Below are 16655 nucleotides of genomic sequence, written 5' to 3' on the forward strand. Positions count from 1 at the left end.
TCGTAATCGAACCTGCCTGTCGGCAGGCAGGCTAATCCCGTTAAATAACGTGATTTTGTAAACAGAAATCAATCTTCAGTTAAACTGTCATTCCGAACGATAGGAGCAATCTCTTATCTCTTATCACTTCTTATATCACTTGAGATTTCTTGTTCCTCGAAGTGACAAGGTCTGTTGAAAAGACTATTTTTGAAGAGTTCACATTTCTAAAGATAGAATAGAAGCACCTTTGTTGGTGTTTTTCACAAACAAACTCATAGTATTAAGTTAAAACTGTTGTTGGAAAACACCAACAGTGGCGAAATCACAATAAAAAGTGACTTTAATAAACAAAACATCAATCTTCAGTTAAACTGTCATTCCGATCCCGAAAGTTTTCGGGATCGAAATGATAAAGTTCGTGTAATAGATGGTTTTGGGAGAAATAAAATTTCCGAAGCACACTATAAAACACAAAAAATCCCACTGAGCGGTGGGATTTTTATTCAAATGTTAGTTGATCATTAGGGCAAATAAGTTTGAAATGTAGTTTTATTTCATACTTAAATATTGTTTAACGCATCTACAAGTTGGGTTTTCTTATTTCTACTCAATGGTATCTCATAAGCACCAACTTCTACGTTTTTACTGTTAAATCTATCAACCTTATCCAGGTTTACGATATATGATTTATGAATTCTTAAAAATTTACCTTCTGGTAATTCATGTTCGAAAGCTTTCATAGTAGATAAAACGACTAAGCTGTTTTCTTCGGTCACTAATTTTACGTAATCTCCAAGAGCTTCAATCCATTTAATATCTTTTATGTAAACTTTACGTTTTTTCAAGTTACTTTTGACAAAAATATGTTCACCATCAGTTTCATTGAAATCTAGCTTTAATTTATGTTGCTCTAGTGCTTTTTCTACAGATGTATTAAAACGTTCCCTAGTAATAGGTTTTTGTAGATAGTCGGTTGCATCATAGTTGAAAGCTTTAAATGCGTATTCAGTTTTACCTGTAACGAAAATAATTTGGGGTTTGTTGTTGAGTACGTCGAGCAGCTCGAAACCGTTAAGCACAGGCATCTCAATATCTAAGAAGATTAAATCTACTTTATGAGTATTGAGCCCATTTTTGGTCTCTAACGCGCTACTGTATTCTGCTATAAGGTTAAGTGAGCTATGATTCTCAATTAACTTTACAATGGATAACCGTTGAATCGCAGAATCATCAACTACTACACAGTTTAAAGTCATAACATTATTATATTTTAGGTTAAGATATCGACAATAGTACAAAAAATTCGGTTAAAAACCAAAAAACATCGGTAAACTGTTAATTTTAACAAAATATTAAGACATCAAAAATCTCTGAAATTTTATATACAAAAACGTTGCCAGAATTAGAAATAATGGTTATTTTTGCACTCATTTTTAACACAAATAAATAGATTTTTATGAATCATTATGAAACTGTTTTCATCTTAAATCCCGTTTTATCTGATGACCAGATAAAGGAGACAGTACAGAAATACGAAGAATTTCTTACGTCTAGAGGAGCAAAGATGGTAGCCAAAGAAGATTGGGGCTTAAAAAAATTAGCTTACCCAATTCAAAACAAGAAAAGTGGATTTTACCACTTATTTGAGTACACTGTTGATGGAGAACACATTAATCCATTAGAAGTAGAGTTTAGACGTGATGAGCGTTTTATGCGTTACTTAACAGTTGCTTTAGACAAGCATGCGATTGCTTGGGCAGAGAAAAGAAGAATTAGAGATAAACAAAAAGCGTAATTATGTCTTCAATAGAACAACAAGCAAAAGGAAAAAAAGATGGTGAGATTAGATATCTTACACCATTAAATATTGACACGAGCAAAACGAAGAAATATTGTCGTTTTAAGAAATCTGGAATCAAGTATGTTGATTACAAAGATGCAGATTGGTTATTAGGTTTTGTAAACGAACAAGGTAAAATTTTACCAAGACGTTTAACAGGAACATCTTTAAAATATCAAAGAAAAGTATCTGTAGCAGTAAAAAGAGCGCGTCACTTAGCGTTGATGCCTTACGTAGCAGATTTATTAAAATAAAATACCAATAACTATGGAACTTATATTAAAACAAGACGTTGATAATTTAGGATTTACAGACGATATTGTAACAGTAAAGAACGGTTATGGTAGAAACTTTTTAATTCCTAATGGACATGCTGTAATGGCAACGTCATCTGCTAAGAAAGTATTAGCAGAAACATTGAAGCAAAGAGCTTACAAAGAAAAGTCAATTATTGAAGCAGCACAAAAAACTGCAGATGCCATCAAAGAATTAGAAATTAAAATTTCTTCTAAAGTTGGAACTGGAGATAAATTATTTGGATCTGTAAATAATATTGACTTAGCTAACGAATTACAAAAAGCTGGACACGAGATAGACAAAAAGTTTATCACTGTTGCTGGTGGAACTGTTAAACGTTTAGGTAAATACGAATCTGTTATTAGATTACACAGAGCTGTATCAGTAGATTTAGAATTTGAAGTTGTAGCACAAGCTTAAGCTTTAAATACATTATACTTAAGGCCTCAACTTTTTAGTTGAGGCTTTTTTATAAATTTTAATTACCTATTATTTTTTAAAAAGAGGTTTTCGATGTCTCGGAAACAAAATTTAATTTTCGATGCCGTTTACGGTAACCATTTGTCTATTTGAACAATAAAAGTACCAAATGAAGTATTCAAGACTTACAAAAGAGCAGTTTGAAGAATTGCACCAAGAATTTATCAATTTTTTAGCTACACAAACCATTACTGCAGAAGAATGGGAAGATTTAAAAGTAAACAAACCAGAAGTTGCAGAGCAAGAACTAGATGTTTTTAGCGATTTAATCTGGCAAGGTGTGTTGTCTAAAGTCAGTTATTTAGAGCATATCTCACCACAACAAATGCATTTATTTCACTGTACAGAAAAGCAAATGCGTTTAATTGCGCTAAAAATTAAAAACACAGATATAGATATTACAACCAAAGAAGGTTATGCATGGTTTAAAGACAATCTGCTTTCTGATGATGTTGAAATGTTTACAGCTGTAAAAGACTATTCTGAAGATAAAGGTTTAGATAAATTTAAATTAATCCAAGAAGGCGCTAACATTACTAAAGGAGATTTATATAACTATTTTGAGAATTTGTTAGGATCATAGCTTTAGATCTTGCTAGATTTTGCTTTTGACTTCATTTTTCGTGTCCAATATATAATATAAAACGTTCCGATAATTGAAGGAAGAATCCAGGTTATTAAATTACTTAAACTTAATCCAGCTACTAAAAATGCAGTAATTGAAGCGATTAATGCACCAACCATTTTTCCTATATGTGATCGTATCCAACCGCTTTTATGTTGGCTTGGATTTTTATAAAATTTGAAATCATTTAATGTTAGTAAAAGTCCTATACTTCCAAAAACGAAGTATAAAATGTTGAGTATATCATTATAAATATATTTATATAGTCCAAGGGTTAGCATAATTATTGAAAAGAAAAGCATACTTCCAGAAATTAATTTGTCTTTCCAATTAGCATTTGTTTTTGTTTTAAATAATAGTGCTCGATTGCCAGCTAAAACAAGATAAATTGTAAATAATCCTATTAATAATAAGAACGGATTTTTATGACTAGGCATACAGGAAACAGGTATCGAAATTAAAGTACTAACTAACATTCCGATAGTAAACAACTTCCCCATTTTTTTGTGTATTGGGCTTCCTTTTGTGACTACAATACTTCCTATTCCTGTTATTAATCCTATGCCTCCAAAAAAAGCGTGGATGTAAATTAAAATTGTTATCGTCGTTTCCATTTGAGAAGTTAATTATTTTATAGTCTAAATCTAAACTTACTTTAATGGGATACGAAATTTAAGGTTCTCAAACGTTAGAATTTGATGATGAATTGTTTTAGTCTTTGTAAGACTATTTAATCCACAGGAACATACAAATCAACAATACACTTTTTCTCAGGATGTGTGTTAAAATCATTGTGATAAATTTCAAAAGGTGGTTCGTCTCTCATCTTGTAACCATTAGTGTTCATCCACATAAAAATTTCAGTCCAAACACGTTCAAACTCACCAATATTAATTTCGTGATGCGCTATAATATGCTTGCCTTTGTTGATGGTTACTAGAGACATGTCTGCTTCAGTTTGTAAAGGATTATCAACGATTAAGCAAGCTCGCATTCTTACTTTGTTTGGCGCAGTAATTTTAAAACTGTCATAATATACAGTTGCCATTTTAAAATCTGCTTGGCGTAATAAACCTTTTGGACCAGCCCATTCTAAAACATTCTGGAATGTAGATGACAGATTTTGAACACCAATACAAGAGGTTCCAACGGTTTGTATTTCATTTATAGATTTAACTTCAATGTTTGATTGCATGTGTTTTTTGTTTTGATTACTATCACAAACATACGCTTCAAAACTAGTAGATGGTTGCCCAATCTTGCTTTTCATTTGACGAATCTTGCTATATGTTCCTTTTCCTTGTCTTCGGAAATCACTCGGACTCACTCCATAAAACCTCTTAAAAGCCCTTGTAAATGAAGAGTTACTTGTAAATCCAAACTGTAATGATAATTCTGAAATCGTAATGACTTTTTTCCGAAGTAAAACAGCAGATGCTTTTTCTACACGTTTTCTAACGATGTATTGATTGAGTGTTTCATTTGTGAACGCTTTAAAAATACGATGAAAATGAAAAGGCGAGTAGTGTGCAACAATGGAGACATTTTCTAGTGATAAGTCGCTTTCTAGATTTTCTTCAATATAATGTAGCGCTTTATTTATGCTTTTTATGTGGTGTTTGGAGAGTTTATGAATTTTACTCATACCTCAAAGACTCCACAGGATCCAGTTTCGCTGCTTTAACTGCAGGATAAGATCCAGAAACTACAGCAACCAGAAATGTAATAAGACTGGCAGCAATCATTGCACTCCAAGGAATCACAAAGTTAAAATCTACAAGAGCTGCAAATCCATAACCTAATAGGATTCCTAAAATAATACCAAGAAGTCCGCCAAGTTGTCCAATAATGATCGTTTCTATAAAAAACTGAGAAGCAATCGTTCCGCTTTTTGCACCCAAAGCTTTACGAACACCAATTTCTCGCGTACGTTCAGAAACCGAGACCAGCATCATATTAAATAACGCAATGGTAGAACCAAAAATGGTAATAATACTTATGATCCAAGCAGCTTTTGAGAGGTAACCTGTAATAGAACCAATTCTATTAATTAAATCGTCACTACGTTCTATACCAAAGTTGTTTTCTTCAATAGGATTTAATCCTCTAATATTTCTAAACAAAACAATAGCTTCATCTTGAGCGCCTTCAAGCATATCTTTTTTGTCAGCTTTAATACTTAAACTGTAATTAATATTTGCGTTTGTATAAATCGTTCTCGCTTTTTGAAGTGGCATTAATACTCTTAAATCTTGATTATTACCAAATGTAGAGCCTTTCTCTTTAAGCACACCAATCACTTTAAATTTAGCTCCTCTAATGCTAATCGTTTGGTTTATAGGGTTCACATCTGCCAATAGTGCTTTTTGTAAATCGCTTCCAATCACACACACACTATTACTGTTTTTAACATCAAAATAATTTAGTGCTCGACCAGTTGCTACTTCGAGTCCAGAATTTGGAATAAAATTTTCATTAACACCAAACACCTGAACTTCAGGATCTGTTTTTTCATTTTCAAATTTCACTTCTGCAGTTCGCGTCCCTTGAAATGATAACGACGTACTTGTAAATGGAAAATTATAATCTTCCTCAAAAGCCTTTACTTGTCTGTAATTAATAATAGGATTTATTTTTTGTTCATCATTAGAACGTCGTTGCGTCGTAAAATCGTAACGCTGTATATTAAACGTATTTGCTCCCATCGATGAAAAATCACTAGAAATCGTATTCTCAAGGGCGGATACAGCACTCAAAATACCAACTAAAGCAGTGATACCTATGGCAATAATTAAAATGGTAAGTATAGTTCGAAGCAATTGACCTTTAATAGAATCAAATGCAATACGGATATTTTCTCTAACTAATGAAAACATAAAGATCTTTAATGTTGGTTGCGTTTTATAATAAGACTACAAAACAACAATAAAGTTACCATAAAATTCAATTAACTTCTGCTTGCCTATAAAAATTATAATATTTTTGTGAAGAATTAAGATTAACAATGAGGTTTGTTTTTATTTCTTCGGAAATTTTAAATGATAGGATTTAGTCTGTTCATGAGATACTGTCAATTTGAGCGTAGTCGAAATGTTTTAAAAGCATATGAGATTTCTCGACTACGCTCGAAATGACATTACGAGACATTTTTAATAAGTTGAATATGGTGTTTTCTTTTTCTACGGAAATTTGAAAACTACTTTAAAAGAGATTCCCACTTTCGTGGGAAGTAAACATGGCACAAAAACCAAGCATCCCAAAGGGAACAAGAGATTTTAATCCGCAAGAGGTCGCAAAGCGAAACTATATTTTTAATGCGATACGCTCTCAATTTGAGATTTTCGGATTTCAACCTATCGAGACACCAAGTTTTGAAAACTCAGAGACCTTAATGGGGAAATATGGAGAAGAAGGTGATCGCTTGATTTTTAAGATTTTGAATAGTGGTGATTATTTGAGTAAAGTAAAAGACTCTTTTACTGATTATGTCAAAAATACAGAAAGTGGAAATCTTGACAATTTATCTTATAATCTAAACTCAGTTACAAAAACAATCTCAGAAAAAGCCCTTCGCTACGACTTAACAGTACCTTTCGCAAGATACGTTGTACAACACCAAAACGAAATTGACTTTCCATTTAAACGTTATCAAATTCAACCCGTTTGGAGAGCAGATCGTCCACAAAAAGGTCGATTTAGAGAGTTTTACCAATGTGATGCAGATGTTGTTGGGAGTGATTCTTTATGGCAAGAAGTAGAATTTATACAGTTGTATGATGCAGTATTTTCGGCTTTAAAACTAGATGGTGTTACCATAAAAATCAATAACCGTAAAATTTTATCAGGAATTGCAGAAGTTATTGGAGCTCAAGATAAGCTCATAGATTTTACTGTAGCTCTAGATAAATTGGATAAAATAGGAGAGGAGAAGGTAAAAGACGAAATGCGAAGTAAGGGCATTTCCGAAGAAGGTATTACCAAACTTCAACCCTTATTTTCTTTAAAAGGTGATTTTGGTTCTCAGATTAATGAATTAAAAATAATTCTCAACTCGTCTGAAGAAGGAAAAAAAGGAATTGAAGAATTAGAATTTATCAATAAAGGGATTACAACGCTAGGTTTAAAAACGGCAACCTTGCAATTGGATGTGACGCTTGCTCGCGGACTCAATTATTACACAGGAGCTATTTTTGAAGTTGCCGCTCCCGAAGGTGTAAAAATGGGATCTATAGGAGGAGGAGGTCGTTATGATGATTTAACTGGAATCTTTGGACTCAAAGAAATGAGTGGAGTAGGAATCAGTTTTGGTTTGGACCGTATTGCATTGGTGCTTGAAGATTTAGGTTTATTCCCAGAAACGATAACAAATACAGTAAAAGTACTCTTCATCAATTTTGGAGAAGCAGAAGCAATGGCTAGTATGAAAGCGATTAAAGCGTTGAGAGAAAATGGTGTGAGTGCTGAGTTGTTTCCTGATAATAAGAAAACCATCAAACAGTTTAATTATGCTAATAAACGAAATATTCCGTTTGTGGTCTTGCTAGGAGAATCTGAAATGGCTAATAATACATTCACTTTAAAAAATATGGAAAGTGGAGATCAGCAAGAAGTGACTTTAGAACAGTTGATAACGTTGTTGAATTAACATTTCCGAAGTATATAAAAAATTAAAAAGCCTCTTTCCAATTAAGGATTGAGGCTTTTTTAAAGTTAAGTTTATGGTAGATTTGGGATCTATTTTTACTTGACTAGAACTTTCTTAGATAGTAAACCGCTTAAAGTGTCTATCTTAAGAATGTAAGTTCCAGTGCTAAGATTCTTAACTTGGTATTCAGAATAGTCCAGTTCTGAAATGTCTTCAATTTTTGCAACTTCTTGTCCGATGATGTTAAATAATGAAATAGACTTCACATCGACAAAATTAGGGTTATATAAAGCTATGCTTTCTGTTTCTAAATTATAGAAAACATCAATTGTATTTAGTTTTTCGTCATCAACACTTAGAGCATCTGCATTACTAAACGTTAATTCAAATTTATTTAGGTATTCTCCAGCTTGTAATACAAACTCAAAATCTCCAGCTCTAAGGTCATGATAGGTATCAGTATCTAAATCATGAATGAAAATATCAATACTATCTGGTACATTCTCTAAATCATCAATAGTGATTGTATTTAAACCGTCATCAATAGTTTTTATACCAAGAGGATATACACTTTCAGGCTCTGCTTCATTACTTCCTTGGATTGTGTATTTCTCATTATCAATCATCCAAAATAAATCATCCATTTGATCATCATAAATTTTGGCATCATAAGCCCAATCATAACCAGTAGTTGTAGCTTCATCAATTGTTAATAATAATTGTCTGTGAATTGTATTTATAGAGTTAAATCCAATTCTAAATTTCATTCTATCATCAGTAATTTCATTACTATCGCTTGCACTTGTAGATGTGTCAGAACTTCTTACAAATACTGAATTATCTGCACCTGTAGCCTTTTCTCTTTTGTATTCACGTTGACCGTTATTGAAATTTATCGTACCAGTAGTTTCACCCACTACAAAGAAACCTTGACTTACAGGAATAAAAGCACCTGGAGTTTTTGTTGGAGATCCACCTGTACCTACATCTGGGTCATTTGTTCCCATTGAAGGAGCAGGAGCTCCACCAGAGAAGTTATAAGTTGCATAACCACCTTGGTATTCTTGTAAGTTGTGACTTCCGCCTCCCCAATGTTCCCAGAAGTAAAGTGTACCACTAATTAAAGGATTTGCTCCAGCACCAGTAATATTAGGTCCATTATCTGTAATAAATGTGTTTGCATTTATTGCAGATGGGTAAGGGTTACCAACGAGGTAATCGTTTCCAGCATTAAGTGTTAAATTTATATCTCCATTATTAGGTTTTCCTAAGAATACATAGTTTTGTTCGTCTGCAATTGCACCAGATCCAGGACCTTTCATCGTAAACCCTTCTCCTGCAAAAATACTTCCGTTTTGTCTTACATGTTGCCATGCAGAATAATCATCATCTGCTTGATTAGCAAATTTCCAAATCCAGTAATCTGCAATTGTAATTGTTCCTCCATCAGCACCATCATAGCCTGAGTTACTAAAGTTGATAGGGTTTACACCATCAAACATTACATCTTTAACAGAGTAAGAGTTATTGTTAGAAACAGCATTGGTTTCACCAACTGGAGAAGACCAGTAGTTATAAGTGTAAAGATCTGCAGTACCTTGTTGGTCTTTTTCTAGAGATCCAGACGATGTAGGATCTAATTCACTACCAATTCCTTGTACAAGTTGTGACTGACCCTCAAGATCAATTTTACCGTCAAGTTTTAAGTAATGAGATACCGTTAAACCGTTACCAGCTGTAGCAATGGCATTATCACCATCAACAGTTAATTCTCCAGCATCAACATATAGTCCTAAGACTTGTCTATCTCTACCTACAACAGTTTCTGTTTCAATTTTCACATTATGTCCCACACGAACTATATTCCAGTCAATAGGTATCGAGCTATTAACTAAAGATGGTTGGTTAGGTACAGCTTGAATATTACCATTAAGCCATGTGCTTTTATTAGACCAATCTCCTCCAGATTGTGAAATATAAGGTAATGGAGCAGTTTGTCTATCAACAGTTTTAAGGTTTCTTAAAGCACCTTGATTACCGTTACCTGAAGCATCTTCAGTATTCGTATAAGTATAAACCGACATTGGATAATATCCTGCCAATTTTGCCCATGGTAATGTAGCTACATCATTTTTCGTAATTGTATTTGGTAAGACTTTACCTTCTACAAAACTTGAGTTATCATTAATTTCTTGATTCATTATGAATCTTAATTGTGTTGGAGTTAATGTTGTATCCCAGACTCTTACTTCGTCGATATTACCTCTAAAATGTTGAATAGGAGCATTCTTACCTGCAGCGGCAATAAAGAACGAATCATCAGTATCTATTGGAGCTACTAGATTTGCAGTAGCATCTTCAACACCATCTATATAAATTTTTGCAGAAGTTCCATTGTAGATGACTGCAACATGATGCCACTCATCATCAGGTATTGCAGTAGAAGATGTAAGTGTTCTACTTCCTGGGTTTTTCCATGTAATATTTAATCTATTACTATTTAAAATTCTAAAATCGTATCCTGTAGTAAATGATATATTTCTTTTAGATACTATTGATTTAGTACCACTATCTGCTGCGTCCCTTTTTATCCATGCTGAAATTGTAAATCCTGAAGGGTTGAGGTCTAATGCATCTTCCATATCAACATAATCAACACTACCATCAAAATATACAGAACGTACTACTTCAATTCTAGGAGCATATCCAAAAGTGATGTATTTTGTTCCATCAAAATCGTAGTCTGTTTCTAGGTTACCTAAACCATCTGGAGTCATAATTCTATAATCTGCTGTTGGATCAAATACTCCAGTACTTGAGATAAACATATAGTAGTTACCAGGAGGCGAAATATTTCTAATTGCATTTTGAGGTAATCTTATTTTAGCAGAAGATACGTCTCCACCTGTTTCTACTACTTTCCAAACACGTCGCATCGCTGTAAACGATACGTTAGTAGTTAGAGCAGGAGATATATCAGCACTCATATTTACTGAAATCACTGAGGCTGCTAAATTTAGATCTTCACCATTATTTCCCCATACTAAGAATTCTCTATCATTAAATGTAGTAGGTTCTCCAGAGATATGTTGATTGTTAGTGTCATAAATGTCATTTAATCCAATGGTTAAAAACCCACTAGTTGGACCAGTTCCATCTATTTCTAAGTTTTGACTTTTAGATTGTTTTTGATTTAAGATTGAAGCGTCATCACGTCCAATACCAGCAATATCATAGTTGTATGCTGCATTTGCACTGGCATCCCAAATAACAGTTCCTTGAGAATCTATATAATCTACATCATTCTGTCTATGGTTGCTGTGTGCATATCCTGTTGCAGAACTTTGTAAAGTCACTCCATATTTAAGAGCTAAATAACTTTGTATTTTTTGTTGGTTTATTGCTGAATTAGGTGATGAGTACGAAATCACTTCGGCAATCATACCATTCATTTGAGATGTTGTTCTTCCTGCAATTCCACTACGTCCAGTACCTAATAAAAAGGATAGGTTGTTAAATTCAGTGAAATTTAGTGTTCCACCATCACCAGCAACACCAGTTGTATTATCAACACGTTTACCATTTTTGTATATTTCTGATAGGGTACCAGCTACATTTGTTTTTACATTAACAATTGTTGGATGGTTTTGGTAACTTTCACTAGCTGAAGAAAAACTTCTACCATATGAATCATCATCTGGAGGTCCTGATAAAGGATATGAATCTACTGTATGCGATAAAATTTCATTGGCATATCTTCCAGATACACTTCCCACACCTAAACCAGTTGGATCTTCGTGAAAAGCTACAGCAGCAAATCTTCCACCTATAGCAAATTGTCTTCCTGGTGAATTAGTACCTGTTTCTGTATCTATTTCATCATCACTATGGAAAACTACAAAGTAATCTTGTGAGAAGAAACCACCTTTACCATTCATATACTCAACATTACTGTTATCAAAGTCGGCAACAGGATTAAAATTAATGTTTCTTGTAGCATTATCTCTGTATGTTGGAGCTATTGAAGCGGCTGCACTAGCATCTTCTTTATCTAAATCATTAGCATATGCTTGATCTTCCCATTCTGTTAAAGGGTTTCCGTCTGTAGCAACTACGCCATCATTCATTTTCAGCCAAAGCCTTAAGTTACTTGTAAGGTCTGCAGGTGCAACAGAAGCATCTGTTAAAGCTGTAATTGGATCTGCTTCAATTCTAAAATTATCAAATGCAACACCATCATTAACACTAGATCCATCACTTCTAAATTGAAGTCTAAATTTCACATTACTTTGATTAGAAAACAAAGCATCATTAAGATCTATTCTAGTATTATTAAATTGATTATGAGGATTGAATGTTGGAGATTGTGTATGTGTGTCTCCATTCCAAGCATCACTTCCAAATGCAGATGTATAATCTTCATACCAATTCGTACCATCTCCTGTAGCACCAAGAGTAGTCCATGATCCGCCAGCTATTGAGTATTGAATTATCATTCCATCAACGTTGTCTTCAGTTTTACATTTTACATCTAAAGTTAGTTGTAAATTGTATAATCCTGAAAGATTAATTGTTGGACTTTCTATTATTATGTTCGTATTGTTATTATAGTTGTCAAAATTATTATTTCTCCAAAAACTTCCTTCACCTAATTCGGTAGTAGGAAAACTATTGGTCCAAATCCATGAGTCATTAGTTGATGTTGTATTTGTCCAACCACCATTAGTTTTGTCAAAATCTTCATAATATGCAGTGTAGGATGGAGGACCAGTTATACCTGTTCCTAGTATGTCAAAATTATAAGGGTTTTCATCAGAATCACCATTAACAATGGTTACAGATGCAGTTCTAATACCAACCGCACTTGGTTCAAATGTAATATCAAAAGTTGTGTTACTTGAAGCCGCAACTGATCCTGCTGGTGTAGCTGTAACTGTAAAATCTGCAGCATTAGCTCCTGTGATACTCACACTACCAACTGATAGGGTAGAAGATCCTGTATTTTGAATAGTAAAGGTGTTTACATTAGTTTCGCCTACTATATTAATACTTCCAAAATTTGTGTCATCAGTAGATGAAGGTGTTGTGTCTCCATCTACAATTGTTGTAGCGTTTCCTTGTACATTAATTTCTGGGAAAGGTGTAAAACCATTTCCTTGAATATTGAAATTATAAGGATCTTCATTTACATCATCATTTGCTATGGTTACTGTAGCAGTTCTAAGGCCAACTCCACCTGGTTCAAAAGTTATAGTAAACGTAGTATTTGCACCACTAGCAATTGTGTTAGAAGGTGTTGTATCTAGTGTGAAATCTGCTGCATTAATACCAGAAATAACTACATAAGGTGAAGCTCCTGTTAAAGTAAGTGTTGTAGTTCCTAAATTATAAATTGTAAATGTGTTAGTTTCTGTACCAAATATGGTTGATACAGTACCAAAATCTGTGTCATCAGTTACACTAGGAGTAGCATCTCCATCAGCAATTGTAGTACCATTACCTTGTATGTTTATCTCAGGACCTGCAACTACTGTAGTCGTTAATGAAATGTTATCTATTGCCATATCACTTCTATAGTCTCCACCCGTTTCACCTCTAAAACGTAATTTGATGGTTTGTCCTACATAAGCATTAAGGTTGACATTTTGTAAATCCCATGCATCACCATTACTTGTATGTGTTTGACCAGCTGTCTGTGACCATAGTACGGTTGGATAGGTATTACCTTCATCTGTACTGATTTCTAGGAATAAATCTCCCATTCCTGATCCATACATGTGATAATAAAAATCGAATAGCGCTGAAGTTTCTGAAGTTAAATCAAAACAAGGACTTTCTAAAATAAATGTATTATAAAAGTTAGGGTCACTAGCTTCTGTAAACATATACCACGAACCTTCATTTGAAGCATCTGGACCTGTTGAACCAGAAGGTGTTCCACCAGTTTCTCTTGTCCAGTCATTATCGTCACCTGAAGATTGAGTCCAATCACCTAATCCTGATTCAAATCCTTCTGAATAAGGAAAAGCAGAAATTGCTGAGTCACATGTTGCAGGACCAGTAATAGCAATATTATCAAAAAAGAAGTATTCATTGTCATCGTTTGCATTACTAGAAAATCTTATTTGCGAGTTAACGTCAAATGTATAAGTAGCAGAATCTATAGTGTAGCTAAGATAATAACTCGCTCCAAAACTACCATCAAAATCAGTGCCTCTTACAAAAGTTCTAACAGTGTGCCATGTACTTCCATCATAAAAGTCTAAATCGAAACCTTCACCATTATCAGTATTTGCTCTTCTTCCACAAAATGAAACAGTAACCGTTGAGTATGATGTTAGATCATATGTTGGTGATGTCATTATATTGTTACCAGTAATTCTATCATTATCTTTACTGTAAATTGAATAATTACCACTACATGAATAGGAGGAATTATTAAAAAGTCCAGCATCACTTCCTCCATCTGACCAACCATCTAAGGTTCCTGTATCAAAATTGTGGGATGCGATAGTGGTTTGTGAAAATGATAAATTTGAAAATATAAGTATGCAAAATATTAGAGCATACTTTCTAATTGAAAGTGTAGAAGTTTTCATAAGCGGTTAAATTTTAGTTTGGGACTAATAAATTTATGGTACAAATATAGAACTCAACTCTATGAAATGCAAATAAATTCGACGAAATACATGTTTAATTTTTATTTAATTGATAATCAATGCTTTATGATTCGTATTTTTCAAGTGTATTCGTACAAAAAGATTAATAAGTTATACTATAGACTTATATGAAGTAAATAAAAAAGCTGGATTTTATATCCAGCTTTTTTTTCAGTTAATTGAATGATTTTTAGTATTTTAATAATTTTTCAATCACAGTTTTACCATTATCTGTGTTAGAAATTTTAATAAAGTATGGAGCTTCTTCTAAATTACCAAGTTCATTTACAATGATAGAACCGTTCAAACTATGTGCTATTTTTTTGTAAACAACTCTTCCGTTTAAATCATAAATATTGATTTCGAAATCAGTACCATTATAACTTAACGGTAAGTTGATTTTTATTACTGAATTAAAAGGATTTGGTATGATAGTTATATCTAATTCATTAATTGCTTCAACACCTAAAGTACTATCATCACCACCTACGCAGTCATCATCAATACCATTATCAGGAATTTCTGTAGCTCCAGGGTTCACTAAATGATTTGTGTCATCACAATCTGTATTGTTAAGAACATATCCAGGAGGTAAAGAACAATCAACAATTGAATTGTCAGGGTCTCCATATCCATCAACATCAGTGTCAGCATAATATGTGATACCTAAACCGTTATCAGTGACATCCCAAGAACAAGTAGTCTCGTTAAATGTTGCAGTTTCGTAACATTCCGTAGATGGTTCAGGATCTTGCGTTCCTACGTTTTCCCATGCACATAATGTTGTATTGAATTGATAATCATCCCAACAGTTAGTTGCAGTTGGTTCAGGATCTTGCGTTCCTACATTTTCCCATGCACATAATGTTGTATTAAATTGATAATCATCCCAACAGTTAGTTGCAGTCGGTTCAGGATCTTGCGTTCCTACATTTTCCCATGCACACAATGTTGTATTAAATTGGTAATCATCCCAACAGTTAGTTGCAGTTGGTTCAGGGTCTTGTGTTCCTACGTTTTCCCATGCACATAATGTTGTATTAAATTGATAATCATCCCAACAGTTAGTTGCAGTTGGTTCAGGGTCTTGTGTTCCTACGTTTTCCCACGCACATAATGTTGTATTAAATTGGTAATCATCCCAACAGTTAGTTGCAGTTGGTTCAGGATCTTGTGTTCCAACGTTTTCCCATGCACACAATGTTGTATTAAATTGGTAATCATCCCAACAGTTAGTTGCAGTCGGTTCAGGATCTTGCGTTCCTACATTTTCCCATGCACATAATGTTGTATTAAATTGGTAATCATCCCAACAGTTAGTTGTAGTCGGTTCAGGATCTTGCGTTCCTACATTTTCCCATGCACATAATGTTGTATTGAATTGATAATCATCCCAACAGTTAGTAGCAGTTGGTTCAGGATCTTGCGTTCCTAAGTTTTCCCATGCACATAATGTTGTATTGAATTGATAATCATCCCAACAGTTAGTAGCAGTTGGTTCAGGGTCTTGTGTTCCTACGTTTTCCCACGCACACAATGTTGTATTGAATTGATAATCATCCCAACAGTTAGTTGCAGTTGGTTCAGGGTCTTGTGTTCCTACGTTTTCCCATGCACACAATGTTGTATTAAATTGGTAATCATCCCAACAGTTAGTTGCAGTCGGTTCAGGATCTTGTGTTCCTACGTTTTCCCATGCACATAATGTTGTATTAAATTGGTAATCATCCCAACAGTTAGTTGCAGTTGGTTCAGGATCTTGTGTTCCTGTATTTTCCCAAATACATGTTGTGTTATTGTATACAAAATTGTCCCAACAGTTTACTGCTGTAGGTTGATCTTGACTGGTTACGGTTACCGTTGCAACACACGTATCTGTTTGGTTATCTTCGTCTGTAACTGTTAATGTGACATCAACAGGAGTCCCTATATTTGAACAATCAAATGAGTTTATATCTATTGCATAGTTTGTAATGGCAACATCATCTGTTGAACCACCATCTACATCTGCAGCAACTATTGTTGCATTTCCAGTAGCATCTAATTGTATATTGATGTTTTGACATACAGCAACTGGTGGATTTGATCCAGTTGCAGGATCTGCCTCAATATTTATATTATCAAGTG

11 protein-coding genes are annotated in these 16655 nt (G+C 33.7%); 5 read left to right on the top strand and 6 right to left on the bottom strand.

From position 1 onward, the window contains the following. Window positions 1–542: 542 nt before the first annotated feature. Entirely contained in the window at window positions 543–1238 is a 696-nt protein-coding gene (locus WNY78_RS17080; RefSeq protein ID WP_040254020.1) for a LytTR family DNA-binding domain-containing protein, read from the bottom strand. A gap of 200 nt (window positions 1239–1438) precedes the next feature. On the opposite strand from WNY78_RS17080, the gene rpsF reads away from it, so the two are divergent. The 4 genes from rpsF (at window position 1439) to WNY78_RS17100 (ending at window position 3182) form a co-directional block, all read left to right on the top strand. Then, window positions 1439–1777, top strand: a complete 339-nt coding sequence (gene rpsF, locus WNY78_RS17085; protein WP_342874435.1) for a 30S ribosomal protein S6 — start codon at window positions 1439–1441, stop codon at window positions 1775–1777. A gap of 2 nt (window positions 1778–1779) precedes the next feature. After that, complete coding sequence (gene rpsR, locus WNY78_RS17090; RefSeq protein WP_028873640.1) at window positions 1780–2076, top strand: 30S ribosomal protein S18; 297 nt, start codon at window positions 1780–1782, stop codon at window positions 2074–2076. 13 nt (window positions 2077–2089) lie between these two features. Next, window positions 2090–2539, top strand: coding sequence for a 50S ribosomal protein L9 (gene rplI / locus WNY78_RS17095; RefSeq protein WP_342874436.1), 450 nt, complete (start codon window positions 2090–2092; stop codon window positions 2537–2539). 169 nt (window positions 2540–2708) lie between these two features. Continuing rightward, complete coding sequence (locus tag WNY78_RS17100) at window positions 2709–3182, top strand: DUF6495 family protein (RefSeq protein WP_342874437.1); 474 nt, start codon at window positions 2709–2711, stop codon at window positions 3180–3182. 2 nt (window positions 3183–3184) lie between these two features. Here the strand turns inward: WNY78_RS17100 and WNY78_RS17105 are convergent, their stop codons facing one another. The 3 genes from WNY78_RS17105 to WNY78_RS17115 all read right to left on the bottom strand — a co-directional run bounded on the left by WNY78_RS17105 (window position 3185) and on the right by WNY78_RS17115 (window position 6100). Then, on the bottom strand, window positions 3185–3838 hold the full coding sequence (locus WNY78_RS17105; protein ID WP_342874438.1) for a hypothetical protein: 654 nt from the start codon (window positions 3836–3838) through the stop codon (window positions 3185–3187). A 116-nt stretch (window positions 3839–3954) separates the two neighbouring features. Then, window positions 3955–4869: an AraC family transcriptional regulator gene (locus WNY78_RS17110; RefSeq protein ID WP_342874439.1), complete on the bottom strand. Its 915-nt coding sequence runs from the start codon at window positions 4867–4869 to the stop codon at window positions 3955–3957. Next, window positions 4862–6100: an ABC transporter permease gene (locus WNY78_RS17115; RefSeq protein WP_342874440.1), complete on the bottom strand. Its 1239-nt coding sequence runs from the start codon at window positions 6098–6100 to the stop codon at window positions 4862–4864. Before WNY78_RS17115 ends, WNY78_RS17110 begins: the two co-directional genes overlap by 8 nt. Before the next feature lie 359 nt (window positions 6101–6459). Here WNY78_RS17115 and hisS point away from each other — a divergent pair, with 359 nt between their 5' ends. Further along, complete coding sequence (gene hisS, locus WNY78_RS17120) at window positions 6460–7869, top strand: histidine--tRNA ligase (protein WP_342874441.1); 1410 nt, start codon at window positions 6460–6462, stop codon at window positions 7867–7869. Window positions 7870–7964: 95 nt separating this feature from the next. On the opposite strand, the gene WNY78_RS17125 is transcribed toward hisS, so the two are convergent. Together WNY78_RS17125 and WNY78_RS17130 are read right to left on the bottom strand one after the other, a co-directional pair. Further along, on the bottom strand, window positions 7965–14468 hold the full coding sequence (locus WNY78_RS17125; protein ID WP_342874442.1) for a choice-of-anchor D domain-containing protein: 6504 nt from the start codon (window positions 14466–14468) through the stop codon (window positions 7965–7967). Between the two features lie 250 nt (window positions 14469–14718). After that, window positions 14719–16655, bottom strand: a 1937-nt coding sequence (locus WNY78_RS17130; protein WP_342874443.1) for a T9SS type A sorting domain-containing protein, incomplete at its 5' end; no start/stop codon positions are given.

The organism is Psychroserpens sp. AS72 (assembly GCF_038900375.1).
In the GTDB taxonomy this organism is placed as follows: Bacteria; Bacteroidota; Bacteroidia; order Flavobacteriales; family Flavobacteriaceae; genus Psychroserpens.

Bases quoted from the DNA above. Each gene is read 5' to 3' on its own strand.
- rpsR (WP_028873640.1), top strand. From the start codon at position 1,780: ATGTCTTCAATAGAACAACAAGCAAAAGGAAAAAAAGATGGTGAGATT.
- rpsF (WP_342874435.1), top strand. From the start codon at position 1,439: ATGAATCATTATGAAACTGTTTTCATCTTAAATCCCGTTTTATCTGAT.
- WNY78_RS17105 (WP_342874438.1), bottom strand. From the start codon at position 3,838: ATGGAAACGACGATAACAATTTTAATTTACATCCACGCTTTTTTTGGA.
- WNY78_RS17110 (WP_342874439.1), bottom strand. From the start codon at position 4,869: ATGAGTAAAATTCATAAACTCTCCAAACACCACATAAAAAGCATAAAT.
- WNY78_RS17115 (WP_342874440.1), bottom strand. From the start codon at position 6,100: ATGTTTTCATTAGTTAGAGAAAATATCCGTATTGCATTTGATTCTATT.
- WNY78_RS17100 (WP_342874437.1), top strand. From the start codon at position 2,709: ATGAAGTATTCAAGACTTACAAAAGAGCAGTTTGAAGAATTGCACCAA.
- WNY78_RS17125 (WP_342874442.1), bottom strand. From the start codon at position 14,468: ATGAAAACTTCTACACTTTCAATTAGAAAGTATGCTCTAATATTTTGC.
- WNY78_RS17080 (WP_040254020.1), bottom strand. From the start codon at position 1,238: ATGACTTTAAACTGTGTAGTAGTTGATGATTCTGCGATTCAACGGTTA.
- rplI (WP_342874436.1), top strand. From the start codon at position 2,090: ATGGAACTTATATTAAAACAAGACGTTGATAATTTAGGATTTACAGAC.
- hisS (WP_342874441.1), top strand. From the start codon at position 6,460: ATGGCACAAAAACCAAGCATCCCAAAGGGAACAAGAGATTTTAATCCG.